At 30.1% G+C, this 25,356-nt stretch carries 24 protein-coding genes and 2 pseudogenes; 18 read left to right on the top strand and 8 right to left on the bottom strand.

Going from position 1 to position 25,356, the window contains the following annotated elements; genetic code table 11:
* Positions 1-73: pseudogene (locus AJ932_RS11015) on the top strand (autotransporter outer membrane beta-barrel domain-containing protein); the annotation flags it as partial.
* Between the two features lie 231 nt (positions 74-304).
* Here the strand turns inward: AJ932_RS11015 and AJ932_RS03265 are convergent.
* Positions 305-1,270 (bottom strand): DNA polymerase III subunit delta, encoded by a 966-nt coding sequence (locus tag AJ932_RS03265; RefSeq protein ID WP_044794329.1) that lies wholly within the window; start codon positions 1,268-1,270, stop codon positions 305-307.
* Entirely contained in the window at positions 1,263-3,197 is a 1,935-nt protein-coding gene (locus AJ932_RS03260) for an RNB domain-containing ribonuclease (protein WP_070233148.1), read from the bottom strand. Before AJ932_RS03260 ends, AJ932_RS03265 begins: the two co-directional genes overlap by 8 nt.
* Before the next feature lie 118 nt (positions 3,198-3,315).
* Here AJ932_RS03260 and ilvC point away from each other — a divergent pair, with 118 nt between their 5' ends.
* From ilvC to AJ932_RS03235, 5 genes are read left to right on the top strand one after another with little or no spacing between them, the layout of a single operon-like run.
* A complete protein-coding gene (gene ilvC, locus AJ932_RS03255) occupies positions 3,316-4,338 on the top strand; it encodes a ketol-acid reductoisomerase (protein ID WP_070278468.1) in 1,023 nt (340 codons plus the stop codon).
* Between the two features lie 3 nt (positions 4,339-4,341).
* Positions 4,342-5,424 (top strand): divergent polysaccharide deacetylase family protein, encoded by a 1,083-nt coding sequence (locus tag AJ932_RS03250; protein ID WP_070278466.1) that lies wholly within the window; start codon positions 4,342-4,344, stop codon positions 5,422-5,424.
* A complete protein-coding gene (locus AJ932_RS03245) occupies positions 5,414-6,187 on the top strand; it encodes a DNA-processing protein DprA (RefSeq protein WP_070278464.1) in 774 nt (257 codons plus the stop codon). Before AJ932_RS03250 ends, AJ932_RS03245 begins: the two co-directional genes overlap by 11 nt.
* A complete protein-coding gene (ruvX, locus tag AJ932_RS03240) occupies positions 6,184-6,567 on the top strand; it encodes a Holliday junction resolvase RuvX (RefSeq protein ID WP_002871352.1) in 384 nt (127 codons plus the stop codon). Before AJ932_RS03245 ends, ruvX begins: the two co-directional genes overlap by 4 nt.
* Positions 6,568-6,595: 28 nt before the next feature.
* Positions 6,596-7,435 (top strand): RsmB/NOP family class I SAM-dependent RNA methyltransferase, encoded by an 840-nt coding sequence (locus AJ932_RS03235; protein ID WP_079860623.1) that lies wholly within the window; start codon positions 6,596-6,598, stop codon positions 7,433-7,435.
* Between the two features lie 164 nt (positions 7,436-7,599).
* On the opposite strand, the gene msrA is transcribed toward AJ932_RS03235, so the two are convergent.
* Genes msrA through aspS form a run of 4 tightly spaced genes read right to left on the bottom strand, consistent with a single transcriptional unit; the run spans position 7,600 to position 10,992 of the window.
* Positions 7,600-8,097, bottom strand: a complete 498-nt coding sequence (msrA, locus tag AJ932_RS03230; RefSeq protein ID WP_002855174.1) for a peptide-methionine (S)-S-oxide reductase MsrA — start codon at positions 8,095-8,097, stop codon at positions 7,600-7,602.
* Between the two features lie 40 nt (positions 8,098-8,137).
* The gene (gene ppa / locus AJ932_RS03225) at positions 8,138-8,656 is read right to left on the bottom strand and encodes an inorganic diphosphatase (RefSeq protein WP_002855031.1); all 519 of its coding nucleotides are present in this window, start codon (positions 8,654-8,656) and stop codon (positions 8,138-8,140) included.
* Between the two features lie 9 nt (positions 8,657-8,665).
* The gene (locus AJ932_RS03220; RefSeq protein ID WP_002855137.1) at positions 8,666-9,244 is read right to left on the bottom strand and encodes an adenylate kinase; all 579 of its coding nucleotides are present in this window, start codon (positions 9,242-9,244) and stop codon (positions 8,666-8,668) included.
* Entirely contained in the window at positions 9,241-10,992 is a 1,752-nt protein-coding gene (gene aspS, locus AJ932_RS03215; RefSeq protein ID WP_070278470.1) for an aspartate--tRNA ligase, read from the bottom strand. Before aspS ends, AJ932_RS03220 begins: the two co-directional genes overlap by 4 nt.
* Before the next feature lie 90 nt (positions 10,993-11,082).
* On the opposite strand from aspS, the gene AJ932_RS03210 reads away from it, so the two are divergent.
* The 12 genes from AJ932_RS03210 to mrdA all read left to right on the top strand — a co-directional run bounded on the left by AJ932_RS03210 (position 11,083) and on the right by mrdA (position 21,857).
* Positions 11,083-11,943, top strand: coding sequence for an NAD(+) kinase (locus AJ932_RS03210; RefSeq protein WP_002855276.1), 861 nt, complete (start codon positions 11,083-11,085; stop codon positions 11,941-11,943).
* Positions 11,943-13,466 carry an AAA family ATPase gene (locus AJ932_RS03205; protein WP_002856955.1) on the top strand — a complete coding sequence of 508 codons (1,524 nt, stop codon included), beginning with the start codon at positions 11,943-11,945 and terminating at the stop codon, positions 13,464-13,466. The genes AJ932_RS03210 and AJ932_RS03205 overlap by 1 nt, the downstream gene beginning before the upstream one ends.
* Before the next feature lie 102 nt (positions 13,467-13,568).
* Complete coding sequence (gene cbrR, locus AJ932_RS03200; RefSeq protein ID WP_070278460.1) at positions 13,569-14,813, top strand: bile resistance response regulator CbrR; 1,245 nt, start codon at positions 13,569-13,571, stop codon at positions 14,811-14,813.
* Positions 14,804-15,619 (top strand): TatD family hydrolase, encoded by an 816-nt coding sequence (locus tag AJ932_RS03195; protein WP_052801328.1) that lies wholly within the window; start codon positions 14,804-14,806, stop codon positions 15,617-15,619. Before cbrR ends, AJ932_RS03195 begins: the two co-directional genes overlap by 10 nt.
* Positions 15,619-16,737, top strand: a complete 1,119-nt coding sequence (locus AJ932_RS03190; RefSeq protein WP_002855040.1) for a lytic transglycosylase domain-containing protein — start codon at positions 15,619-15,621, stop codon at positions 16,735-16,737. Before AJ932_RS03195 ends, AJ932_RS03190 begins: the two co-directional genes overlap by 1 nt.
* A complete protein-coding gene (locus AJ932_RS03185; RefSeq protein ID WP_002852227.1) occupies positions 16,697-17,524 on the top strand; it encodes a septal ring lytic transglycosylase RlpA family protein in 828 nt (275 codons plus the stop codon). Before AJ932_RS03190 ends, AJ932_RS03185 begins: the two co-directional genes overlap by 41 nt.
* A 5-nt stretch (positions 17,525-17,529) precedes the next feature.
* Positions 17,530-18,018: an HAD-IIIA family hydrolase gene (locus AJ932_RS03180; protein ID WP_070278458.1), complete on the top strand. Its 489-nt coding sequence runs from the start codon at positions 17,530-17,532 to the stop codon at positions 18,016-18,018.
* The gene (locus tag AJ932_RS03175; protein WP_070274942.1) at positions 18,009-18,524 is read left to right on the top strand and encodes a hypothetical protein; all 516 of its coding nucleotides are present in this window, start codon (positions 18,009-18,011) and stop codon (positions 18,522-18,524) included. Before AJ932_RS03180 ends, AJ932_RS03175 begins: the two co-directional genes overlap by 10 nt.
* Positions 18,506-18,967 carry an LptA/OstA family protein gene (locus tag AJ932_RS03170; protein ID WP_002852252.1) on the top strand — a complete coding sequence of 154 codons (462 nt, stop codon included), beginning with the start codon at positions 18,506-18,508 and terminating at the stop codon, positions 18,965-18,967. The genes AJ932_RS03175 and AJ932_RS03170 overlap by 19 nt, the downstream gene beginning before the upstream one ends.
* Entirely contained in the window at positions 18,964-19,560 is a 597-nt protein-coding gene (gene yihA / locus AJ932_RS03165; RefSeq protein WP_070278456.1) for a ribosome biogenesis GTP-binding protein YihA/YsxC, read from the top strand. The genes AJ932_RS03170 and yihA overlap by 4 nt, the downstream gene beginning before the upstream one ends.
* A complete protein-coding gene (locus AJ932_RS03160) occupies positions 19,557-20,051 on the top strand; it encodes a membrane protein (RefSeq protein ID WP_002855248.1) in 495 nt (164 codons plus the stop codon). The genes yihA and AJ932_RS03160 overlap by 4 nt, the downstream gene beginning before the upstream one ends.
* On the top strand, positions 20,052-21,857 hold the full coding sequence (gene mrdA / locus AJ932_RS03155) for a penicillin-binding protein 2 (RefSeq protein WP_002859991.1): 1,806 nt from the start codon (positions 20,052-20,054) through the stop codon (positions 21,855-21,857). It begins immediately after the preceding gene.
* Positions 21,858-21,977: 120 nt separating this feature from the next.
* Here the strand turns inward: mrdA and AJ932_RS03150 are convergent, their stop codons facing one another.
* Both AJ932_RS03150 and AJ932_RS03145 read right to left on the bottom strand, forming a co-directional pair.
* Positions 21,978-23,768 carry an aminopeptidase P family protein gene (locus AJ932_RS03150; protein WP_032589467.1) on the bottom strand — a complete coding sequence of 597 codons (1,791 nt, stop codon included), beginning with the start codon at positions 23,766-23,768 and terminating at the stop codon, positions 21,978-21,980.
* A gap of 15 nt (positions 23,769-23,783) precedes the next feature.
* A pseudogene (locus AJ932_RS03145) lies at positions 23,784-25,292 on the bottom strand (peptide MFS transporter).
* Positions 25,293-25,356 lie beyond the last annotated feature (64 nt).

Genomic DNA, 25,356 nt, shown 5'->3' with positions numbered 1-25,356 from the left:
AAACTATAATGGAATGTTTGATAAAGATGGCAATACCCATACAGGATTTGCTCAGTTTAATTACCTTTGGTAATCTTATAAAAGATCATACCTTAGTTTAATTAGTTTACTCTCCTACTTGTTAAAAATTTCATCCTGATAATTTTAAAATTATTAGGATGGATGTTTTTAAGGTTGTTAAACTCTTTTTAGATTACAATCATTCTTTTAAAGTATTTTAAAAACTCAGCTAAGATTAACAATAAATCATTTTAAATTATTTTAAGACGATTAAAAAGAAGTGAAGAGGATTGAAGATTAAAAATTAACTTTTTAAAATCCTTGCAAGTTTAAGCAAATTCGAAATCAAAAATTCTTTTTTTACGAGTTTAGGATTGGTTTTAAGTTCGTATTCGCTTTTAAGTAAAAGAGTGAAAATTTCTTTATATTGTTCGATTTTTAAACTAAAGGCTTGAGAGCTTAAATTTTGTCCCACTTGAGGGGGTGGAGTGTAGCCTAAAAGCTCTTTAAAATCAATTTTGCCATTGACTTTAGCATAAAGTGCGATTTTAAATAAACGATAAAAAGAATTATATAAAGAGTTGATTAAAGCAATTTCATTAAAATTATCTAAAATTTTTTCAAGTTCGCTTTTAAAGTCTTGTTTTTTTAAAATTTTATCAAAAAAGCTTTCAAAACTTCCTGTATTTAAACTATAGCAGTATTGTTCTATGGTTTTTTCATCTACTCTTAAACCGCTAAATTTATTAAGTTCGCTTGCAGCAAGATACAAGTTTTCATCAAAACTTGTAAAAAGAGTAAATAAAGCATTTTGAGTGATTTCAACCCTTAGTTGTTTTGCTTTTATGCTTAAAAGCTCCACGCCTTCTTTAGCTCCGTTAGCTTTAAAAAATCTTACAAAATGAGGAGAGAAAATTTTTTCTATGTCACTTTGCTTTGAACTTTCATCATAAAATTCTAAAAGAAAGAAATTGTCCGCATTGTTTTTGCAAAGTTCGACTAAAATTTTAAGATCTTTTATTGGAATTTTTTTAGAGGTTTTAATTTCTAATAATTTTTTTTCGCTAAAAAGCGATCCTGCGCTTAAAAAATCACTTGCATGAGTGAAGTTGTATTCTTCAAAAAAAAGTTTTAAAGTTTCATCGGGTTTATATTTTTCTTTTATAAATTCAGCATAAAGTTCGCTTTGAAAATTATCTGCTCCATAAAGAAAGAAAAAATTAGGTATTGAATCTTTAGAAAGCAGGGTTTGAAGCTCTTTTCTATACATTTTCTTCCTTTATAAGTCTTTGGGTGATTTTAGCATAAATTTTTGCCATAACTATATCCGCTTCCATGATTTGCACTTCAACACTTTCTAGTAAATTTACACGCGTATCATAAAGGATTATATCCGCTCCTTTGATTTCATCATCTAGTTTGGCTATGCAAGCTCCATCATTTTGCACAACTAAAGCTTTAAATTTTTTGCCTATATTTTTAGCTGCCCATCTAGCAAATTTTCTATCCATAAAATCAAAAGCAACCTTATCCGCCTCTCTTTCAAGCGTACTAAGACTCTCGCAAGTGCTTTCTATGTTTAAAAGCAGATAATTAAAAAGTTTTTCATCGTTTTTTTGTTTGGCTTTTAAAAGTCTGTGTAAAATAAGATCAGAATACCTTCTTATAGGGCTTGTAAAATGTGAGTATTTATCAAAACCTAAGCCAAAATGTCCCGCATTTACGCTAGAGTATTCCGCTTTTTTTTGTGCTTTGATGATGAGTTTATCTACTTCTGCTCTTAAATTTAATTCATCGGCTAAAGCTTGTATGTCGCGTATGAGTTCAGGAAGATTGGGCTTAAAATTTACATCGATTCCAAGTTCGCGTAATTCATTTAAAAGTTTATCGATTTTTCTTGCATCAGCACTTAAGTGATTTCTAAAAATACCTATATCTATGAGTTTTGCTGCGGCTTTATTGGCTAAAAGCATACAATCTTCGATCAAATTATGCGAAGGCGTGTCTTTTTCAAAAACTGTGCTTTTTAGACTTAAATTTTCATCTAAATTCATTCTTAATTCTTCGGTGCGAAATTCAAAGGCATTTTTAAGACGCATTTTGCGTAAATTTTTTGTGATTTCAAAAAGCTCATAAAGCCATGAAAGTTCTTTTAAATCAGGTTTTTGTACCAAAATTTCATCAACTTCATCGTAATTAAAACGGCGTTTTGAGTTGATAATACCTTCAAAAAGTTCTTCTTTGATGACTTTATTTTCATGATTGAGCGTGATTTTAAAACAATACGCTAAGCGATCTAAATGAGGTTTTAAAGAACAGATATTTTCACTTAAAGGACGAGGTAACATAGGTATAGCAATGTGCGGAAAATAAATAGAAAATCCACGATTTCTTGCTTCTTTATCTATAGCACTATAAGCATAAACATATTCGCTAACATCAGCAATAGCTACATAAATTTCTCGTTTTTGAGTGTTAAAATAAATCGCATCATCAAAATCTTTTGCATGTATAGGATCTATAGTGCAAAAAGGCAAGGCTCTTAAATCCATGCGATTTTCATACATACTCGCATCAACGCTATCACCGTTTGCTAGAGCTTCTTTGATACAAGCGTCGCTAAATTCGTTATTTTTATTAAAAAGAGCTAAGGAGATTTTTTCATCTATACTTTCATCATCAATATGCCCTAAAACTTCTATGATATTGTTATTTTCATTTTCTATTTTTAAAATTGTCCCTAAAGGTAGTGCTTTTAAGGATTTTTGAGAAGCTTTTAAGGCAGTGCTTAATCCTGTTTTGATATTCATTCCAAGCACGGCTTGGCCATACCTTTTGGTGATCACTAAAGAGGTTTCATTGGCTCTTTTTAGAACTAAAATCACCTTTGCACTGGGGCGTTTTTTCTTTAAAGGTAGAAGTTTTACTGCAACTATATCTTTATAGTTTGCACCTTTTAGGTTTTTGTTTTCTATCAAAAGATCTTTTTTGAAACTTTCATCAAAGCATTGTAAAAAACCTGTACCTTTGCTTGAAATATCAAGCACCCCAAAGGCAAAACCATTGTTAAGATAGTATTTGTTTTTGTGTTCTTTGATGATGTGATTGGCTAAAAGCTCTCTTAAAATTTGTTTAAATTCATTGCTTGCTTCGTGAGAGCTAATACCATAACTAAGACTGTTTAAAAATTCTTTCACTTTTGATACTTTATGATTTTTTGTAAAATTCTTACATAAAGTTTATAAAAAAAATATGAAATTTATACTTTAATTGCTATAATAATACCTTTAATTTTTGAATTTTTAAGGAGTGAATATGGCTATTACAGTATATTATGATAAAGATTGTGATTTAAATTTAATCAAATCAAAAAAAGTAGCAATTATAGGCTTTGGCTCTCAAGGACACGCTCATGCGATGAATTTAAGAGATAATGGCGTAAATGTAATTATCGGACTTCGTGAAGGTAGTGTAAGTGCTGTTAAAGCAAAAAATGCTGGTTTTGAAGTAATGAGTGTAAGTGAAGCTTCTAAGGCAGCAGATGTGGTTATGATTTTAGCTCCTGATGAAATTCAAGCAGATATTTTTAATGTCGAAATAAAACCAAATTTAAGTGAAGGCAAGGCTATAGCTTTTGCGCACGGTTTTAATATCCACTATGGTCAAATTGTTGCTCCAAAAGGTATAGATGTTATCATGATAGCACCTAAAGCACCAGGACATACAGTAAGAAATGAATTTACTTTAGGAGGTGGAACCCCTTGCTTGATAGCCATCCATCAAGATGAAAGTAAAAATGCTAAAAATTTAGCCTTAAGTTATGCAAGTGCGATTGGGGGCGGACGCACAGGTATTATAGAAACAACCTTTAAAGCTGAAACAGAAACAGATCTTTTTGGTGAACAAGCCGTGCTTTGTGGTGGACTTAGTGCTTTGATTCAAGCAGGTTTTGAGACTTTAGTTGAAGCAGGTTATGAACCTGAAATGGCTTATTTTGAGTGTTTGCATGAAATGAAACTCATTGTGGATTTGATTTATCAAGGTGGTATTGCAGATATGCGTTATTCTATCTCAAATACTGCAGAATACGGCGATTACATCACAGGGCCAAAGATTATTACTGAAGAGACTAAAAAAGCGATGAAAGGTGTTTTAAAAGATATACAAAATGGTGTTTTTGCAAAAGATTTTATCTTAGAACGCCGTGCAGGTTTTGCTAGAATGCATGCAGAACGCAAAAATATGAATGATTCTTTGATAGAAAAAACAGGACGCAATTTGCGTGCTATGATGCCTTGGATCAGTGCTAAAAAATTAGTAGATAAAGATAAGAACTAAACATTGTCAAAGAAAAAATTAGTTCAAATTCAGCGTTATTTAATCATAGCTATACTTTTTTTACTTTGTATAGCTTTAGCTTTGGGAATTTTAGTAAAATATCAAAATTCCCAAGATGTTTCTTCTGTTAAGCCGGATTATTTTGTTGATAAACAAGAAGATTTAATTTCATTAAACAAAGATCATTATGAAATTGGTATTTTTCAAGAGAATGAGTTTGATAATAATAAATCTGTAAGTATTTTAGAGCAAAAAATTCAAGAAATTGATGATTTAAATACAAGTTTAAATGAGCAAAATTTAAGCAGCGTGGAGCAGAATTTAAGTTTAGAGCAAAATCAGAGTTTAGAACAAAATTTTATTCCAAAAGATACAAATTTAACCCAAGATCAAAATTTAACTTTTGATGAAGATATTCATTTAAATAAAATTTCTAAAAAACCAAAACTTGCTATTATTATCGACGATATGGCAAATGCAAGTCAGGTTAGAGGTTTAAAAGCTTTAAATTTAAAGTTAAATCCTTCTTTTTTTCCGCCAGATAAAAACCATAGCGAAACGCCAAAACTTGCTTTAAAATTTGATTTTTATATGGTGCATTTACCTTTAGCAGCGATTAATTACAATAAACCCGAGCTTGATACTTTAAATCCAAATGATAGCAAAGAAAGAATTTTTAAAAAAATCAAGCAAATTAAAAAAGATTTTAAGGATTTAAGATATATCAATAATCACACAGGAAGTTTATTTACAAGCAATGAAGAAGCTATGAGAAAGCTTTACGAGGCTTTAAAAAATCAAAATATATTTTTTGTAGATTCTAAAACTATAGGAAATTCTAAGGCAAATAAAATCGCTAAAGAACTCAGTATGCCTTATATACAAAGAGATGTGTTTTTAGATAATGAAGATGATGTTAATTATGTTAAAAAACAACTTCAAAGCGCAGTAAAACTTGCACAAAAAAAAGGTTTTGTTATAGCCATAGGACATCCTAGGAAAAATACTTTTAAAGCTTTAGAGCAAAGTAAGGATTTGTTAAAAGGCGTTGATCTTGTGTATTTGAGTGAAATTTATGGCAAGTGAAATTTTGCCTGATGAATTTTTAGAACTTTTTAAGGATTTAAAAAAGCCTCCTAAAAAATTACACTATAAAGGAAATTTATCTTTATTAAAACAAGATAAAATCGCTATTATAGGTTCAAGGCGTATGAGTGTTTATACAAAAAATTGTGTTTTTTCCTTAGCGAGTATGCTTAAAAATGCTCATCTTTGCGTGGTAAGTGGCGGTGCTTTGGGTGTGGATATCACCGCAAGTATGGCGGCTATGCCAAATACTATAGGTATTTTTGCCAATGGTTTGGAACAAATTTACCCAAGAACTAATGAAAAAATCATTAAACAAATTTATGAAAATGCTTTAGCTTTAAGTGAATACGAAGATGATTATTTGCCAAAAAATTATGACTTTTTACTAAGAAACCGTTTGGTTATTGCTTTAAGTAAGGCTGTTGTGGTTGCACAAGCAGATATAAAAAGTGGTTCTATGCAAAGTGCAAGGCTTGCTTTAGAGCTTAATAAGCCTTTATATGTTTTACCGCAAAGACTAGGAGAAAGCACAGGGACTAATTTGCTTTTAAAGGAAAATAAAGCAAAGTTAATCTGTGATTTTAAAGAATTTGTAAGTGAGTTTGCAAATATAGATATAAATCAAGATGAATTTTTAGAGTTTTGCAAAAAAGGTGTGAGTGTTGATGAGGCTTTAAAAATTTATGGACAAAAAGTTTATGAATACGAACTTGAGGGAAAAATTTCCATAGAAGGGCTTTTTATAAGGGTTTTAGTATGAGAGCTTTGGCTTTAGATGTAGGTTTAAAACGCATAGGTGTAGCACTTTGCGTAGATAAAAAGATCGCTTTGCCTTTAGATGCAGTTTTAAGAAAAAATCGCAATCAAGCCGCTAATGAAATTAAAAATTTACTTAAAATACATGAAATTTCTTTACTCATTGTAGGTATTCCTAAGGGTGGGTCAAGTGAAGAAGAAATGACAAGACGCATTAAGCATTTTGTTTCTTTGCTTGAATTTGATAAAGAAATTTGCTTTGTAGATGAAAGTGGAACAAGTAAAGAAGCTTTAGAATACGGTGTAGCCAATACACGCAAAAAAGATGGTAAATTAGACTCTTTATCTGCTTTTATCATGATAAAGGATTATTTTGCTCTCTAGAATAGAAAAACTTTATACCAAAGATGAAATGCAAAATATTTTATCTTCTTTTACTCAAGAAAAAAATGTTTGTGTATTTGCAAATACTTTAAAAATTAGCATTGAAGAATTAGAAAAAGAATTTTTAAAACAAAATTTAAAATTTAAAAAGATTAATGCTTATTGTTATTTGTTTGACGCTAAAGATAAAGCCATCTTAAGTTCTATGAAAGTTTTTAATGAGGGGTACTTTTATATACAAAATTATTCTTCTTATTTGTGTGCTTTAAATTTAGAGGTCAAAGCAGGGCAAAGTGTTCTTGATATGTGTGCAGCTCCGGGTGGCAAAAGTATCAATCTTGCAAATTTTATGCAAAATACAGGTTATTTAGCTTGCAATGAGATGAGTAGGGATAGATTTTTTATTTTGCAAAAAAATCTTAAAAATTACGGCGTGAATGCTAAAGTTTTTATGAAAGATGGTAAAAATATAGGCAATTTATGTCCTTTAAAATTTGATAAAATTTTACTTGATGCACCTTGTTCAACTTTTGCTAAAATAGGTTTTGATTTGGAAAAAAGTTATAAAGAAATCAAAAATATTGCAAAAACTCAAAAAAAACTTCTACATTCTGCTTTAAAGGCATTAAAAATAGGCGGAGAGCTTGTATATAGTACTTGCACCTTTACCAAGGAAGAAAATGAAGAAGTGATAGAGAATGCTTTAAAAAGCGAGTTTAAATTAGAGCTTTTAGATATTGATTTGGAAAATGTTGAGGCTAAAGCAGGGCAAAGTGAAGAATTTGCTGAAATTTCAAAATGTAGACGGATTTTACCAAGCTTAGACTATGATGGATTTTTTATAGCTAAGCTTAGGAAATTATGTTAATTAATAAAATTATTCACATTTAAATACAAATTCATAAAAAAACTTAAAAAACAATAAATAATTTTTTCTTTATTTTAAAGCTTAAAGTTCTATTTTTAAGTACTTTGAAAAGAAAATCACAGCGTGAAAAGGCTGTGAATAAAGTTGAAATTAAAAAGATGAAATTAGTCTGATTGTATTTTTTGCAGTTTTGGAGCTATTACAGCTTGACAATATCCTTGATTGGGATTATTTATAAAATAATGTTGATGATAGTTTTCAGCTTTGTAGTAAGTTTGCAATCTTGAAATTTTAGTAACTATTTTTTTGCTAAATATTTTTTGCTGTTCTTCGATGAAATTTTGAGCTAAAATTTTATCTTCTTCATTTTCGTAAAAGATTATTGAGCGATATTGTATACCAATATCTCCACCTTGTTTATCTATACTTGTTGGATCATGAATTTTAAAAAAGAGCGTTAAGATTTCAAGAAGAGAGATTTGTTTTTCATCGTAATTTATTTTGACAACTTCTATGTTACCATCACCATTACACACGCTTTCATAGCTAGGATTTGGATTTCCTCCGCTATATCCAACTTCAGTATCGATTACACCTTTTAGGCGTTCAAATACGGCTTCAACACACCAAAAACAACCACCACCTAAAACGATATTTTTCATTGCGAGTTTTCCTTGAGTTTAGCCCTTTGAAGGGCTAGGATTATTTGTAGTTTTTGATTGCTTTTTCTAAAATTTCAATTGCAGCTTTTTCATCTTTAAAATCTTGCACTTTAACCCATTTGTTTGGCTCTAAAATTTTATAAGTTTCAAAGAAATTTTTGATTTTATTTAAAGTTGCTTGTGGTAAATCCGTGTAAGTTTTTATATTGTCATATCTTGCATCTATTTTTGAATTTGGAACTGCAAGAAGTTTTTCATCCATTCCGCTTTCATCTTCCATGATTAAAACACCAATTAAGCGACAAGGAATCACGGCTCCAGCTTGGATAGGATATTCATTAAGCACTAAAATATCCACAGGATCACCATCATCAGCCAAAGTATTGGCAATAAAACCATAGTTTGCTGGGTAAAACATCGCACTAGCCATAACGCGATCTACCATGATAGCACCACTATCTTTATCGATTTCGTATTTGATGCTTGAGCCGTATGGAATTTCGATTACGGCATTGATTTTATTTGGAATATCTCCGATTTTGATTTTGCTTAAATCCATTTTTTCTCCTTATATACTTTGAATTTTTTTAATCAGTTCTTTCATGTCTGCAACGATAGGTTCGATAGTGCGTTCCCCATCGATAATAAAATGAAGTTTTTTCTTTTGATAAAAATCTAAAATTTCATTTAAAGGTTCTGTATAAACTTTCATTCTATTATAAAACACTTCTTCATTGTCATCTGCACCACGATTTCTGCCTAAAACTCTTTCTTTGGCAACTTCTTCGCTTACTCTTACTTCTATAACACCTTTAAGACAAATTTCATTTTGCTCACTTAAAACCTTGTCAAATTCCATCATTTGTTCTACGCTTCTTGGATAGCCATCGATGATAATAGTTTTAGTTGGAGCAGCTTTTAGTGCGCAAACTATAGTATTTACAACAACATCTAAAGGAACAAGATTGCCTTTGGATATAAAACTATCTATAGTTTTTCCAAGCTCACTCCCACTTGCTACTTCAGCTCTTAAAAGATCTCCTGTTGAATAGTGTGTGATATTTGTCGCATCTGCTTGTGCGATTAAACTAGCATCGGTAGTTTTTCCACTACCCGGTGCACCTATGATTAAAAACAATTCTTTCATTTTATATTCTCCCTTAATTTGATTCCCAATTCTCTCATTGCTTCATTGCTAGCAGGCGATGGTGCATCTGTCATTAAGCATTGCGCTCTTTGGGTTTTTGGAAAGGCTATAACCTCTCTTATACTGTTTGCTCCTGTAACTAGCATGATGAGTCTATCAAGTCCTATAGCGATACCTCCATGTGGTGGAGCACCAAAACTTAAAGCATCAAGCAAGAAACCAAATTTTTCTTTTTGTTGTTCTTCATCGATATTTAAAAGTTTAAATACTTTTTGTTGAATATCGTTTTTATGGATTCTTATACTACCTCCACCTAGCTCAACGCCATTTAACACTACATCATAAGCAATAGATGAAATTTCTTCTAAATCAGTCTCATCGATATTTTTTGGCATGGTAAAAGGATGGTGCATCGCAGAATAACTTCCATCATCATTTTGCTCAAACATAGGAAAATCAACAACCCATAAGAATTCTAAGGCATTTGGATCTATAAGATTTAACTCGTTGGCTAAGAAAATTCTAAATCTTCCCATATAATCAAGCACTGTTTTTTTAGCTCCTGCACCGAAAAATACCACATCTCCTACTTCAAGTTCACAGCGTTTGCTTAGCTCATTTAAATCTTCTTCGCTAAAGAATTTACAAAGTGGACCTTTAAGCCCATCTTCTTTAACTTGTATAAAAGCTAAGCCTTGAGCACCAAATTTACGCACAAATTCTTCAAATCTTTGCATTTGTCTTTTTGAAAAAATAGTATCGCCTTTTGGAACGCGTATGGCTTTGATGCGATTTTTCTTTGTATCTTTGGCAATATTTGCAAAAATTTCATTATTTGACTTAGCAAAAATATCAATCACATCAATAAATTTAAGATCAAATCTTAAATCTGGCTTATCAGAGCCATAATTTTCCATAGCGTCTTTGTATTGCATTTGTCTAAAAGGGGTTTGAATTTCTTTGCCGCAAGCTTTGAAAATATCTTTTAAAAAAGTTTCAGCTACATTGATTACATCTTTTTGTTCGCAAAAACTCATTTCAACATCAATTTGTGTGAATTCAGGTTGGCGATCAGCTCTTAAATCTTCATCTCTAAAACATTTTGCGATTTGAAAATAACGATCAAAACCGCTACACATTAAAAGTTGTTTGAAAAGCTGAGGGCTTTGTGGAAGAGCATAAAATTCACCCTGATGCACACGAGAAGGCACGAGATAATCTCTTGCACCTTCGGGAGTAGCTTTGGTAAGAATAGGGGTTTCAACTTCTAAAAATCCCATATTTGCCAAAGAATTTCTAGCTGCTATACAAGCTTTAGAACGCAAGGCAAAATTTTTATAAAGTTTAGGATTTCTTAAATCTAAAAAGCGATATTTTAAGCGTAATTCTTCATTTACACTTTCATCAGCGATAGCAAAAGGAGGTACGGCACTTTCATTTTCTATGGTAAGTTTAGAAACAACTACTTCGATTTCTCCTGTTTTTAATTTAGGATTTACAAGTCCTTCGCCACGCGGACGAATAGCACCTTCTGCAATAAGTACAAATTCATTTCTTGCATTGGAAGCGATTTCATGAGCTTCTTTGCTATCATTTGGATCGCAAACAAGTTGGATAATACCACTTCTATCTCTTAAATCTATAAAAATAACTCCACCATGATCGCGGTAGCTATTTACCCAACCGCAAAGTTTAACGCTTTGACCAACATGGGAAATTCCCAAGTCTGTATTATAATGACTTCGCAAATTTATTCCTTGAAAAAGATTTTTTAAGATAATGAGCAAAATTATAGTATTTTTATTCTTTTGCTTTGCTAAGATTTGATATAATTTTTTATGCAAAATAAAATAGATCATAAAAATATTAAAACAATCGGACTTGTTACACGACCCAATGTGAGTTTAGATAAGGAAATTTTAAAACTTCAATCGATTTTATCTATATATAAAGTTGAGCTTGTATTGTTTAAAGAAAGTTCTGAAATTTTAGATTTGCCAAAGTATGGATTGGATGATTTGTTTAAAATATCTGATTTTGTTATTTCTTTAGGTGGAGATGGAACTTTGATTTCTTTATGTCGTAAAGCTTGTGAATATGATAAAGCAGTTTTAGGAATTCATGCTGGACATTTAGGTTTTTTAACAGATTTTAAAGTTGATGAAGCTGAAAATTTTTTTCAAGCTTTTTTTCAAGGAGAATTTAGAATAGAAAAGCCTTATTTGTTAAGTGTTTTTTTAGAAGATAAGCAAGGAAAAATTTTAGAAAAATTAGCTTTTAACGATGTGGTCATCAGTAAAAACAATCAAGCTTCTATGGCTCATATAGAAGTTTTTAGAAAAGAAAAGAAATTTAATGAATATTTTGGAGATGGGCTTATTGTTGCAACTCCTGCGGGTTCAACAGCTTATAATTTAAGTGCAAATGGGCCCATAGTTTATACTTTAGCTCAAGCTTTTATCTTAACTCCTGTTTGTTCTCATTCTTTAACACAACGCCCTATTGTTTTGCCAAAAGGTTTTGAAATAGAGATTATGGCAAAGGATTGCATACTTTGTATTGATGGGCAAGAAAATTATAAAATGAATGATTTTAAAAGTATAAAAGTGGGTTTAAGTGATAAAAATGTGGCTTTAATTCACCCAAAAAATAGGGATTATTTTCAAATTTTAAAAGAAAAATTACACTGGGGAAATTGATGATAAATAGAATTTTTATGAAAGAAAATCTTGGTTTTAAAAAGGCTGAGCTTGAAATTTCTAAAGGGCTTACCGTTTTTACAGGCCTAAGTGGAGCTGGAAAATCAGTTTTGTTTAAAGGAATTTTATCCGCATTTTCTTTGAGTGAAAGTGAGGCTAAAATTGTCGAAATAGAACTAGATGATAAGTTAGATTTAGAAAGTTTTGGCATAGAAAGCGAAGAGGAGAATGTTTTTAAGCTTTTAAAAGAAAAAAACACAAAATATTTTATTAACAATCAAAGCATAGCGAAAAAAAGTTTGCAAAATTTAAGTAAAACTTTTATTAAGTATTTAAGCGCAAAGGAAAATAACGAATTTGGAAATGAAAAATTTTTAAATCTCTTAGATGCCTTAGAAATGCAAGAAAATACAAATTTTATTTCCTTTTTAGAAGATTTTAAAAAAGATTTTAATGCTTATAGTCAAATTTCTAATGAGCTTAATGCAATTTTAGAAGAAGAAAAAAAAGTAGAAGAATTAAAAGAATTAGCTAGAGTGCAAATTGAAAAAATTTCAAGCATTAATCCTAAAATAGGTGAGTATGAAGAGCTTTTAATACTTAAAAAAAAGCTTTCTAAAAAAGATAAATTAGAAGAAGCTTGGAGTAAGGCAGAGCGTATTTTTGAGCTTGAAAAAGTTGTTATTGAAGCTTTAAATTTAAGCGAAGTTGATGCAAGTTTTTTTAGTGAATGTTTAAATGAATTACGCGTGATTTGTGAAAATCAAAAAATGGAAGATTTGGATTTTGATGTGGAGACGCTTTTAGATCGCATTGAAAATTTATCCTATCTCATCAAGCGTTATGAAAGCATAGAAAATGCTTTAGAAGTTTTAAAGCAAAAGAAACATGAACTAGAACATTATGAAAATTTAAGTTTTGAAAAAAAAGAACTTGAAAAAAAATTTCAAGAATTAAAACAAAAATTAGAAGAAAAAGCACAAATTTTAACTCAAACAAGAAAGAAAAACCTTAAAAAATTAGAAAAATGTTTAAATAATTATCTTAAAGATCTTTATATGAAAGACGCAAGTTTGACACTTAAAGAAAATGAAAAAATTTCAATTTTAGGCAAAGATGAGATGATGCTAGATATTAATTTAGCTCATTTAAAAAATTTAAGTTCGGGTGAATTAAATCGCTTAAGACTTGCTTTTATAGCCACAGAATGTAAAATTTTAAATGCAGGCAAAGGGATATTATTTTTAGATGAAATCGATGCAAATTTAAGCGGAAAAGAGGCTATGAGTATAGCCAAGGTTTTAGAGGAGCTTTCTAAGTTTTATCAAATTTTTGCTATTTCTCATTTGCCTCAACTTTCCTCTAAGGCGCATAATCATTTTTTAGTTGAAAAAAATGGCGAAGAAAGCAAGGTAAAAAAGCTTGATCAAGAAGAAAGAATTAAAGAGCTTGCTAGGATGGTAAGTGGAGAGCTTGTTAGTGATGAAGCAATCGAATTTGCTAAGACCTTGTTTAAGGATTAAGCGGATTTTTTATTTTACTATGTTAGAATATATAACTATAAAATTTCCTTTCTTTGAAACAAATATATTAAAAATTTTAGATATAAAGGTATTTTACACACTATGAATAAGAAAATTTTAATTATTGATGACAATAAAATGCTCGGCAAACTTTTAGCTAAAAAAATTCAAATGACTTTAGATTATGAGGTAGATATTGCTTTTGGTTTTGCCGAAGCTAAGGAATTAATGAATAATGATTATTTTTTAGCTTTTGTGGATTTATGTTTGCCAGATGCCCCAAATGGTGAAGTTGTGGATTATGTTATAGAAAAGAAAATTCCTGCTATTGTTCTTACGGCTAGTGGTGATAAGGCTACTAAAGAAAAATTTATGGATAAAGATATATTAGATTATATTTTTAAAGAAAGTGAAACTTGCATTGATGAGATTATTAGTTCTATTGTAAAACTTAATCAATATGCAAAAACTAAAGTGATTTTAGCTATGAGCAAGCTACCTGAACGTAATGAAATTAAAAAAATACTTACTCAAAGACAATTTAATGTTTTAGCTGCAGCTCATGGTGAAGAAGCAATGAGTTATTTAAATGATAATAATGATGTTAAGCTTATTATAGCAGATGTCAATATGCCAGTAATTAGCGGTTTTGAGCTTTTGACTCAAGTAAGAGAACGTTTTAGTGATGATGAATTAGGTGTGATTCTTTTGGGGGATCATAATGATTCATTTGAAGCGAATTCTTTTAAAAATGGAGTTAATGAGTATTTGTTTAAGCCTTTAAGCAAAGAAAGTTTTAATTGTCGCTTAGATCGTTGTTTATCTTACATGGATGATAAAAAATTTTTAAGCACTTATAATGTTTTAGATCCTGTATCTAGGGTTAAAAATTATAATGCTTTAATCGATGGAATAGATGATTATTTTAACGAAATAGCAACAAAAGACGAGGAATTTGCTTTTGCTTTCTTAGATATAGATAATCTTCAAATGATTAACGATGAATACGGCCGTGAAGTTGGTGATGAAGTAATTAAAACCTGCGCCAATGAAATAGTTAATGAAACTAAAGGAAGAGATCTTGTAGGTAGATATAGTGCAGAAAAAATTTGTATTTTACTTAAAAATATATCCCAAGAAAGAGCGATTAAAATCTTTTCTCGTATACGAGTAAATATAAAAAAAGCTGGTGTTTTAGTTAATTTAGATGAAGTCTTTTTTACAGCTTCTATAGGCGTGGTTTTTGGAAAAAGTGGAGATAAGATTGATTCTTTGGTTGATAAAGCAAGTAAAATATTGTCTCAAGCAAAAGATAATGGCAAGGATAGAGTTGAAGTATGTTCTTAAATCTTGATTTTCAAGATGGTTTAAGGATTGTTGATACGCATTGCCATCTAGACAGTGAAGCATTTAAAGATGATTTAGATGAAACTTTAAATCGTGCTTTTAAAAATGGTATAGAGAAAATCATCATACCTGGTGCTGATATAAAAGATTTGCCCTATGCAGCTACAATTGCTCATAAATATAAAAATATTTTTTTTGCAGTAGGAGTGCATCCTTATGAAATTGATAATTATGATGAGAAAATTTTAAGGCAGTATTTATGCGATGAAAAATGTGTAGCTGTAGGTGAATGTGGGCTTGATTATTTCCGTTTTAAAAGTGATCTTGCTGAAGAAATTCAAAAAGAAAAAGAAAATCAAAAAAAGATTTTTATCGCACAGCTTGAACTTGCTATTGAATTTAAAAAACCTGTTATCATCCACTCAAGAGAAGCAAATCATGATACCTATGAGATTTTACATGGGTATTCTAAGGATCTTGTAGGAGGAGTTTTACACTGCTTTAATGCAAGCGAACATTTGCTAACTCTTTTTGAAGATGGATTTTATTTTGGTATTGGGGGAGTTTTAACTTTTAAAAATGCTAAGAAATTAGTTGAGATTTTGCCTAAAATTCCAAAAGATAGACTACTACTTGAAACTGATGCTCCATATCTTACTCCAGAGCCTTATCGCGGTAAAAGAAATGAACCTTTGTTAACTCAATTTGTAGCAAACAAAATGTGTGAAGTATTGAATTTATCAAGAAAAGAGCTTCTAGAAATTTGTTTTAACAATTCTGAAAAATTATTTTTTAAAGGTTATTAATGAAAAAAAATTTATTGTGTTTTTTAATATGTTTTAATTTTCTTTTTGCACAAATTAATACTCCTGAATTTTATGAAAGACAAATGAATGTTTTAAGAAATTTAGATATTAATCCAAGTTTTATTAGTGATTTGATTTTTGTGCAAACTCAACAAGATATAAAATCAAAACATGCTCAAACTTTAATAGATAGTATGCAAAATTTTTCAAAAGTTACTCCTATGATAAGAAAAATTTTAGCCCAGCAGGAAGTTCCTGATGAGATTTTGTATCTAGCTATGGTTGAATCAGGCTTGAAAACTCATAGTGTTTCTAATGCCAAGGCTGTAGGGGTTTGGCAATTTATGCAACCAACAGCTAGAAATTTGGGTTTAAGAATCGATGCTTATGTTGATGAAAGGCGTGATCCGGTCAAGTCAACTTATGCCGCTACAAATTATTTAAAAGAGTTAAAAGAAGAATTTGGCAAATGGTATTTAGCACTTTTAGCTTATAATTGCGGAAATGGCAAGCTAAGACAAGCTATCAAGCAAGCAGGAAGTGATGATTTAAGTGTTTTATTGAACCCTGATAAGAAATATCTTTCTTTAGAAACTAGAAATTTTATAAGAAAGATTTTAACGCTTGCTTTTTTAGCTAATGATAGGGATTTTTTACTAGATAAAGATGCGTCTTTAATGAATTATGCTTTAAGCAATGAATTTGCAAAAGTTGATGTGCCTTCTTCTGCATCTTTAAAAGAAATAGCTAAAAATTTAAATATGGATCTTGCAACTTTTAAGAAATATAATCCACAATTTAAACATAATTTTACGCCTCCTGGTAAAGGGTATTATATGTATATACCACTTAATAAAGTAGCATTTTTTGATAAAAATTTTAAAGCAGAAAAACTTGCGAAGGTTGATACAACTATACCTATGACAAGAACTTATACCGTTAAGTCTGGTGACTCTTTATATAAAATAGCAAAAAATTATAATATAAGTGTTGATGAAATTCGAGAATTCAATAAAATAGCAAAAAATCATCTTAGCATTAATCAAAAATTAATTATACCAATCAAGGAGAATAAAAATGCAAATAAAAACAATTACACTAAAGTTGTCAGCCGTTAGTCTAGGGGCTTTATTTTTTAGTGGTTGTTTAGGCACTAGTTTTTTTTCTAGCTTGGATAATGCTCAAGTGTATTATCCTTCAAATGATTTTAAAAGCAGTCCTAGTTCTTCAGGGACTAAAGGAACGATGAAGCCTTATACTATCAATGGTAAAACTTATTATCCCACTGTTGTAGCAGTAGGTGAAACTGCTGATGGTATTGCGAGTTGGTATGGGCCAGGCTTTCACGGCAAGAAAACCTCTAATGGTGAAACCTATAATCAAAATGCTTTAACCGCGGCTCATAAAACTTTACCTATGAATACTATCTTAAAAGTAACTAATCTAAATAACAATCGTCAAGTTACCGTTCGTGTAAATGATAGAGGTCCTTTTGTGAATAATCGTATTATAGATTTATCAAAAGGAGCTGCTAGTCAAATTGATATGATTGCTTCAGGAACAGCTCCAGTAAGGCTTGAGGTTATAGGGTTTGGATCAAGTAATTCGGGTAATAATATTGTACATTCTAATGTAAACTATGGAAATAGTGGAGAGATTGCAAATAATGGACAAATTTATGAAGGTGGAAATTTCATGGTTCAAATTGGAGCCTTTAAAAACCCAGCTGGAGCACAAACGATAGCAGCAAGATATAAAACTTATAGAACTTATAGCTCTACTATACGCACAAGCTCAGTGGATGGGTTAAATCGCGTTTTCTTAACAGGCTTTAGAAGTGAAGATGAAGCAAGGGATTTTGCTGCAAGTGGTGCATTTGCAGGTGCATTTGTTGTAAGAGAGTAGAAATTATGACAGAATTGATTTTTTTGGATGTAGATGGCTGTTTAACTGATGGGAAGATTATTTATACTTCTAATGGAGAATTTATTAAAGAATTTGATGTAAAAGATGGAGCGGCTATCGAGGCTTGGCTAAAGCTTGGTAAAAAAATTGCTATTATTACAGGTAGAAATTGTCCTTGTGTTGAAAAAAGAGTTAAAGATTTAAAAATAGAAATTTTATATCAAGGCATCAAGGATAAGTTAGCTTGTGCAAAAGAAATTTTACAAAAACTTAATTTAGATTTTTCTCAGTGTGCGGCTATTGGGGATTATTTTAACGATAAGGCTTTGCTTGAAAGTGTAGGACTTAGTTTTAAGCCAAAAGATGGTCATAAAGATTTAAATGTAGACATAGTGCTTAGCAAAAAAGGTGGTAAGGCTGCTGTAGCACAGATGATAGAAATTTTAGTAGAAAAAAATCATCTAGAAGAAGAATGGAATAAGCTTTGGCTATAAAAATTTTTGGAATTTTAATTGCTCTTTTTACAATTACTTTTACGATTTTAAGTTTGCAAGATCCGTATTCTTTGAATTTGCAAACTAATGCTTTAAATTTTAAAAATATTGAGGCTAAAAATTTGAAAGCTTATGAGAGTAATGCTAGTACAATTAAGGCATATTATAAGGCAAATTCTTGGGTGAGATATGCAGATAGAGATGAATTTAATGATTTTATTACTTTAAATTTAGATTTTAATCTTAGTGCGAATCGTTTAGAGTTTTTCAATAAAGATATGGGCAAGGTTTTGTTTAAAGGAAATGTTACTTATATAGGTTCTAATAATGTCAAAATTATTTCTCAAGAGGTAGAATACCAACCTAAGGATAAAATTTTACACACAAATACTAATTTTAAAGCTCTAATTAATGGAAGTATTATTAATGGAAATACTTTAAACTATGATACAAAAAACAAAATTTTAAATATCCAAGGAGTAAACGCGTGGTTGCAAGACAAATAATTTTATTGTTAGTTTGTGTAAGTGTAACTTGGGCAACTCAAATTGAAGTAAAAGCTTTAAATTTTTACTCAGATGAAAATAAGGGTGAAAGTATTCTTAGTGGAAATGTAGAAGTAATTAGGGGTGATGATATTTTAAATTCTGAAAAATTGATTATTTATACGGATAAAAATCGCAAACCTATTCGTTATGAAGCAATGCAAAACGCTAGGTTTAAGATTGTTTTAAAAGGTAAAACTTATAAAGGTAGTGGAGATAAATTTATTTATAATGTTATTAAAGATACTTACGAGATTAATGGTCATGCTTATATAAATGAGCTTGGAAGCAATCAAAAACTTTTTGGTGATAAAATAATAGTCGATAGAAAAGCTAATATTTATCGAGTAGAGAGCAAGGATCAAAAACCTGCTCGTTTTGTATTTGATCTTAAAGACAAATGATAATTGGTGCTAAATTTATCACTTCTTTAGTGAAATTTGATGAGAATTTGAGCTCAAATTTTAGCGAAGTAGCATTTTTGGGGCGTTCTAATGTCGGAAAAAGTTCTTTAATCAATTCTTTGTGTAAACAAAAAAATTTAGCCAAAAGTTCGGCAACTCCTGGAAAAACTCAGCTTATAAATTTTTTCGAAGTAACTTGCAAAAGAAATGAAGAAAAATTTAATATCAATTTTATCGATTTGCCAGGGTTTGGTTATGCAAAGGTTTCTAAAAATTTAAAAGAAATATGGAATCAAAACTTAGATGAATTTTTAAAATTAAGAACCTCGATAAAGTTATTTATACATTTAATCGATTCAAGACATACTCATTTAGAGATCGATGTAAATTTAAATGACTATTTGAAAAGATTTTTACGACCTGATCAAAAAATTTTAAAAGTTTTTACCAAATGCGATAAATTAAATCAAAGTGAAAAAGCTAAGTTAAAAAATGAATTTAATGACTCTATTTTAGTTTCAAATTTGAATAAATTTGGCCTTGATTCTTTAGAAGATATTATTATCAATCAAACTTTAGGTCTTGATAAATGAGAAGAAATTTAAGTGCTTATAAAGCAAAATTTAATGGAGCTTATGTCTTTTTAGGATTTTTTTTTCTAATCTATCAGATTCTTGGTTCGACTTTTATATATGCTCCGTTACTTTATGGGATTTTTTTCTGTTATATGTTTTGCTTACTAGAAGAGAGAGAAAGAACTTTTTCAAAGCTTGATTTTAGATGGTATTTTTCTTTATTTTTTTTATTTTTTACTGATATAACTTATAATTTTTTTATTTTTTCATCTTGGTTGGCATTTTTTATTTTTTATTATCTTTGTGCAGATTGGATTAAGACAAATTTAAAAATTGGTAAATTTATCCCTGTTGTTTTTGTGCTTTGTGCTTACGGCATTATTTTGTTTTTGGATATGATATTGTCTTATATTGGAGATGAAAAAATTAAAATTTTAGGATGGGCGTATATTGTTTCAGTTTTTATAGAATGTTGTTTAGCTTATGTGTTTTTTAAAGGTAAAATTTAAATGAGAATGCGTTTAGTTGTTGGATTTATACTATTGTTTTTTATATTTTTATTAAGTCGTGTGTATTATTTGAGTATAAAATCAAATGTATATTATGAAGAACTTGCCAAACAAAATGCCATAAAAACTGAATTTTTACCACCTGTTAGGGGTCAAATTACAGATAGAAATGGAACTTTATTGGCTATTAATGATTTGGGTTTTAGTATTTCTATTAAACCTTATTTAAGTATTAAAAAGTCAAATAAAGGAATTTTAGATAAAGAATTATCTGAACTTACAAATTTATTTCCCGATTTAAATGCTAGTAAATTAGCAGAAATTTATAAGAGAAATGATTCTTACTATAATCAAGATTTTATTAAAGTTGTAGATTTTATACCCTACGATGAGATTATTCCGCATTATTCAGAGTTAAATCTTAATAAAACAATAAAAATAGATCCTGTTGTAAAAAGAAAATATCCTTTTGGAAAATTGGCTTCGCATATTATTGGGTATGTAGGTAAGGCAAATTTGCAAGATGTTCAAGAAAATGAAATAGCAAAACTTTCTAACTATACGGGAAAAAGCGGTATAGAACGCTATTATAATGATATTTTACAAGGAGAAAAAGGAACTAGGGTTTATAAGGTTAATGCCTTAAATCAAGAAGTAGAACAGCTTTCTTACACTCCTGCTATGTCTAATGATATAGAACTTACGATAGATATAGAGCTTCAGTCTTATTTAACTTCATTGTTTGAAGGGAATGCTGGAGCTGCTATAATTATGAATGTAAATGATGGATCTATTTTAGCTGCAGGGAGTTTCCCTGAATATGATCTTAATCCTTTTGTAACAGGGATTTCTTTTAAGGATTGGGATGAGCTTTCAAATAGTCTTGATCATCCTTTTACAAATAAACTTATAAATGGATATTATCCTCCAGGTTCTGTTGTAAAAATGGGAGTAGGGCTTTCTTTTTTAAATTCTAAAAATATTAGCCCGTCGACTCAATATGTTTGCAATGGAAGCATTGAGCTTGGAGGCAGGTTTTTTAGATGTTGGAATCGATCGGGCCATGGACCTGTGGATTTAAAACATGCGATAAAATATAGTTGTGATGTTTATTTTTATAATGGCAGTTTGCAAGTTGGAATCGATCAAATAAGTGAAACTTTATCTCGCATTGGCTTTGGAGCGAAAACAGGGGTAGATTTACCTAGTGAATTTGTAGGAACTTTACCAAGCAAAGAATGGAAGATGCAAAGATATAGACAATCTTGGTTTCAAGGTGATACTTTAAATACAGCCATAGGTCAAGGTAATTTTCTTGCAACACCTATGCAAATTGCTAGATATACGGCTCAAATCGCAAAAGGTGGAGAGGTTATACCTCATTTTTTAAAAAGCATAGAAAATAATAATACAACTATAGAAAATCAAATGGATGAAAATAAAAAAGAAATTTTTACTTTATTTGAAAAGAGTCAATTGCCTTATATAAGAGATGCAATGTATGCCGTTGCCAATGAGCAAGGAGGAACCTCTTATCGTTATTTGCATAATCTTGATGTGAAAGTTGCAGCAAAAACAGGAACCGCTCAGGTTGTGGGATTTTCACAAACAGATAAAAATAGGGTCGATGAAAAACAATTTGAGTATTATACTAGATCTCATGCGTGGCTTACTTCTTATGCTCCTTATTCTAAGCCAAAATATGTAGTTACCGTTCTTTTGGAGCATGGTGGGAGAAATATTACTTCAGGGGCAACTGTAGCTAAAATTTATCAAAAAATGATTGAACTTGGATATTTTAAATAATTTTTAGTTGTAAATTGAGTTTTTCAAAAAAAACTTTTTTAGCAATTGGTTTAAAAACCTTGTATTAAATAAATTATAAGTTTAATACAAGGAAAATTTATCTATATTAACAAAAGTATCTTAAAAGATGGCTTTTGTTCTTTTTTCAAGCCAAACTAGAGCTTTTGGATAATCACCTAGCTTAGGAGAAAGTTTTTCAAATACTTCTTTGTGGTAATTGTTTAACCACTCTTTTTCTTTTTCATCTAACATTTTTGTATCAATACAAGATATTTCAAAAGGACAAAGAGTAACAGGTTTAAAGTATAAAAACTCTCCAAAATCTTTATTTTTAGGATTTTCTACTTTGGTATGAATAACTAAATTTTCAAGTCTTATACCCCATTTACCTACTTTATAAATACCTGGCTCTATGGAGGTTAGCATACCTTCTTTGACTTTTGTTTTTTCAAGCACAGGGGATAGATAAGATAAAACTTGTGGACCTTCATGGACATTTAAAAAATATCCCACGCCATGTCCTGTGCCGTGTATATAGTCAATTTGTTCTTTCCATAAAGGTGCGCGTGTAATTGCATCAAGTAAGGGCATAGCTATATCTTTTGGAAAAATTGCACTGGAAATGGCAATATGTGCTTTTAAAACCAAGGTATAGTCATGAATTTGTTCTGCATTAGCCTTTCCTATTGGTACAACGCGTGTAATATCTGTTGTGCCGTTTTTATATTGTCCACCAGAATCAATAAGTAAAAGCCCATCTTTTTTAAGATAAGCAAAACTCTCTTTTGTGGCTTTATAATGTGGATATGCTGCGTTTTCGTTAAAGCCTGCTATAGTGGCAAAACTATCACTTATGTAGTGCTTGCTTTGTGCTCTAAATTCGCTTGCTTTAGCATCTATGTCTAATTCGCTTATTAATTCTTTATTTTCTATCGCTTCTTCAAGCCATGCAAAAAATTTACATAAAGCCACTCCATCTTCTATCATAGCATCTTGTATATGCGCTATTTCTTTTGTATTTTTAACTGCTTTTAAGTGAGTGCTTGGATTAATTTCTTGAATGATTTTTACGCTTTTATCTAAAGAATTTATGAGTAAAGCGGTCATTTTTGAAGGTTCAATAAGCAAATTTGTATTTGCAAGTTTTTCAAGCTCCATGATGATTTCATCATAATTTTTAAGCCAAAGCCCATCTAAATTTAATTTTTTTTCAAGTTCTGAATTTACTTTTTTCTGATCAACAAAAAGCAAAGCTTTGTCTTCCAAGATTAGCAAATGACTTAAAAATACAGGATTATAATTTACATCATTCCCTCTTAAATTTGTAAGCCAAGCTATATCATCAAGGCTGGAGATTAAATGAGAAGTAGCATTTAAATTTTTCATTTTTTGACGCACTAATGCTAATTTTTCTTTTCTTGAGTAAGAGCAGTATTCTAATTCGTGTTCATAAATTTTTTCTTGTGGTAAAGTGGGACGATCTTTCCAAAGTGGACTTATCAAATCTATATGTTTTAAATTTGCCTTGCAATTAATCTTTAAATCTTTTTGCAAAGATAAAGGTAAAAGTGCAAAATCGATGCCTAAAATTTGATCTTCGCTTAAATTTTTTTCCAACCATTTGGTAAAAGTATTTTTAGCATCTTGCTTTTGTAAAAGTATGCCACTACCTTCTAATTCCTTTTGTGCTTGAAGCCAATATCTTCCATCTACCCACAAAAAGCCCTCTTCTTGTGTGATAAGAACTGTTCCAACAGAACCCTTAAAGCCACTGATAAAGACTCTGTTTTTGTAATATTCTGGTAAATATTCGCTCAAATGCGGATCCGCGCTTAAGATGAGATAGGCGTCAATATTATTTTCTTTCATTAATCTTCTAAGTTCTAATACTCTTTGTTTGTAAATACTCATATTTTCTCCTTAATATTAATTTTTTAGTATTTTATTGATAGGTTTTTTGAGTATAAGTAAAATTATAACAGCACCAAGTAATATCCACATACATTGGTAAAATAAATTTGGCAAATAAGCTATATTTTCTTCACTTGCTTTACCACCTATGAATCCAGCTAAAGCATTGCCTAATGCACTTGCTACAAACCAAAGTCCCATGACTTGATTTTTGATTAAATCAGGGGCAACCTTAGCCATTATAGAGAGTCCAACAGGAGACACGCATAATTCCCCAAGTGTTAAAAAGAATATACTTATGATAATCCAAGCCATGGATATTGGCAAACCATTGTTGTTTATTAGATTTTGTGAAGCAAAGGTCATCATCATAAAACCAATGCCGGCAAATAATATTCCTAAAGTAAATTTTCCAATGGAAGAAAAATATATATTTTTTTTCTCTAAAAATATCCAAATATAACTTGCTATAGGAGCAAGTATGATGATAAAAATTGGATTAAAAGATTGAAACCAGTTTGTTGGAATTTTCCAATCAAAAATATTTCTATTTGTAAAATCTTGCGCAAAAAGATTATAAGCGGTAGGTTTTTGTTCAAAAGTGCTCCAAAAAAAAGTGGCTACAAAGAATAAAACAATTAAAATTGTTAATTGCTGTTTTTCTCTTTTATTTAAGGTTTTAAAAACAAAAAGATATATGAAATAAATTACCAAACATAGTAAAATTACAATTAGAAGTTTTTTTGATAGTATTATGGGATTAATATCTGCAAGATTAATAAAAATTAGAAAAAATCCAATAATACTTAACAAGCTTATACTTAGTATAAGAGTCAAATTTTTACTTTTTTTAAATGGTTGTTCCCAGTTTTGCCTTAAAGTACAATTTTTATGAAATTCTTCAAGTTCAGGGATAGCTTTAAAATATAAAATAAGCAAAGAGATTAGCATACCTAAACCTCCTATGCCAAATCCTAAATGATAATTCTATTTTGCTTGAACAAAACCACATATAAGAGGAGCAATGAATGCTCCAATGTTAATTCCTATATAAAAAATCGTATAGCCAGTATCGCATCTTGTATCATTTTGTTTATATAACATTCCAACTGTTACAGAAGCACTAGTTTTAAAAAATCCAGTACCAATAACGATAAAAGTAAGTCCTAGGAAAAATATAGGTGTGCTTAGAATAGATAAGGCTATGCTAATATGTCCTAAAGCTATAATAAAAGAACCTAGAAATAAAGCCTTTTTTTGCCCTAAATAATTATCAGTAATCCAGCCTCCAGGAAGTGCTGCTAAATACAAGCATCCTGCAAAAATGCCATAAATTGCCGAGGCGTATTCAGTGCTTATTCCAAGTCCACCTTTGCTTATGGTTGTTGCCATGAAAAGCACAAGTAAAGATCGTATGCCATAAAAAGCAAATCTTTCCCAAAGTTCTACCATTGATAGAGAGAATAAAGGCTTGGGATGACCTAGGAAATTTGCATCGAGTTTTTGTATTTCTTGTTTAGTCACTTCTCAATACCTTTCTTTTTTATGCTTAAAATATTTTAACTAATAGTAATAGAAAAATAATTAA

The organism is Campylobacter sp. BCW_6873 (assembly GCF_001762365.1).
Classification (GTDB): Bacteria; Campylobacterota; Campylobacteria; order Campylobacterales; family Campylobacteraceae; genus Campylobacter_D; species Campylobacter_D jejuni.
This window is presented reverse-complemented; position numbering and strand designations above follow the sequence as displayed.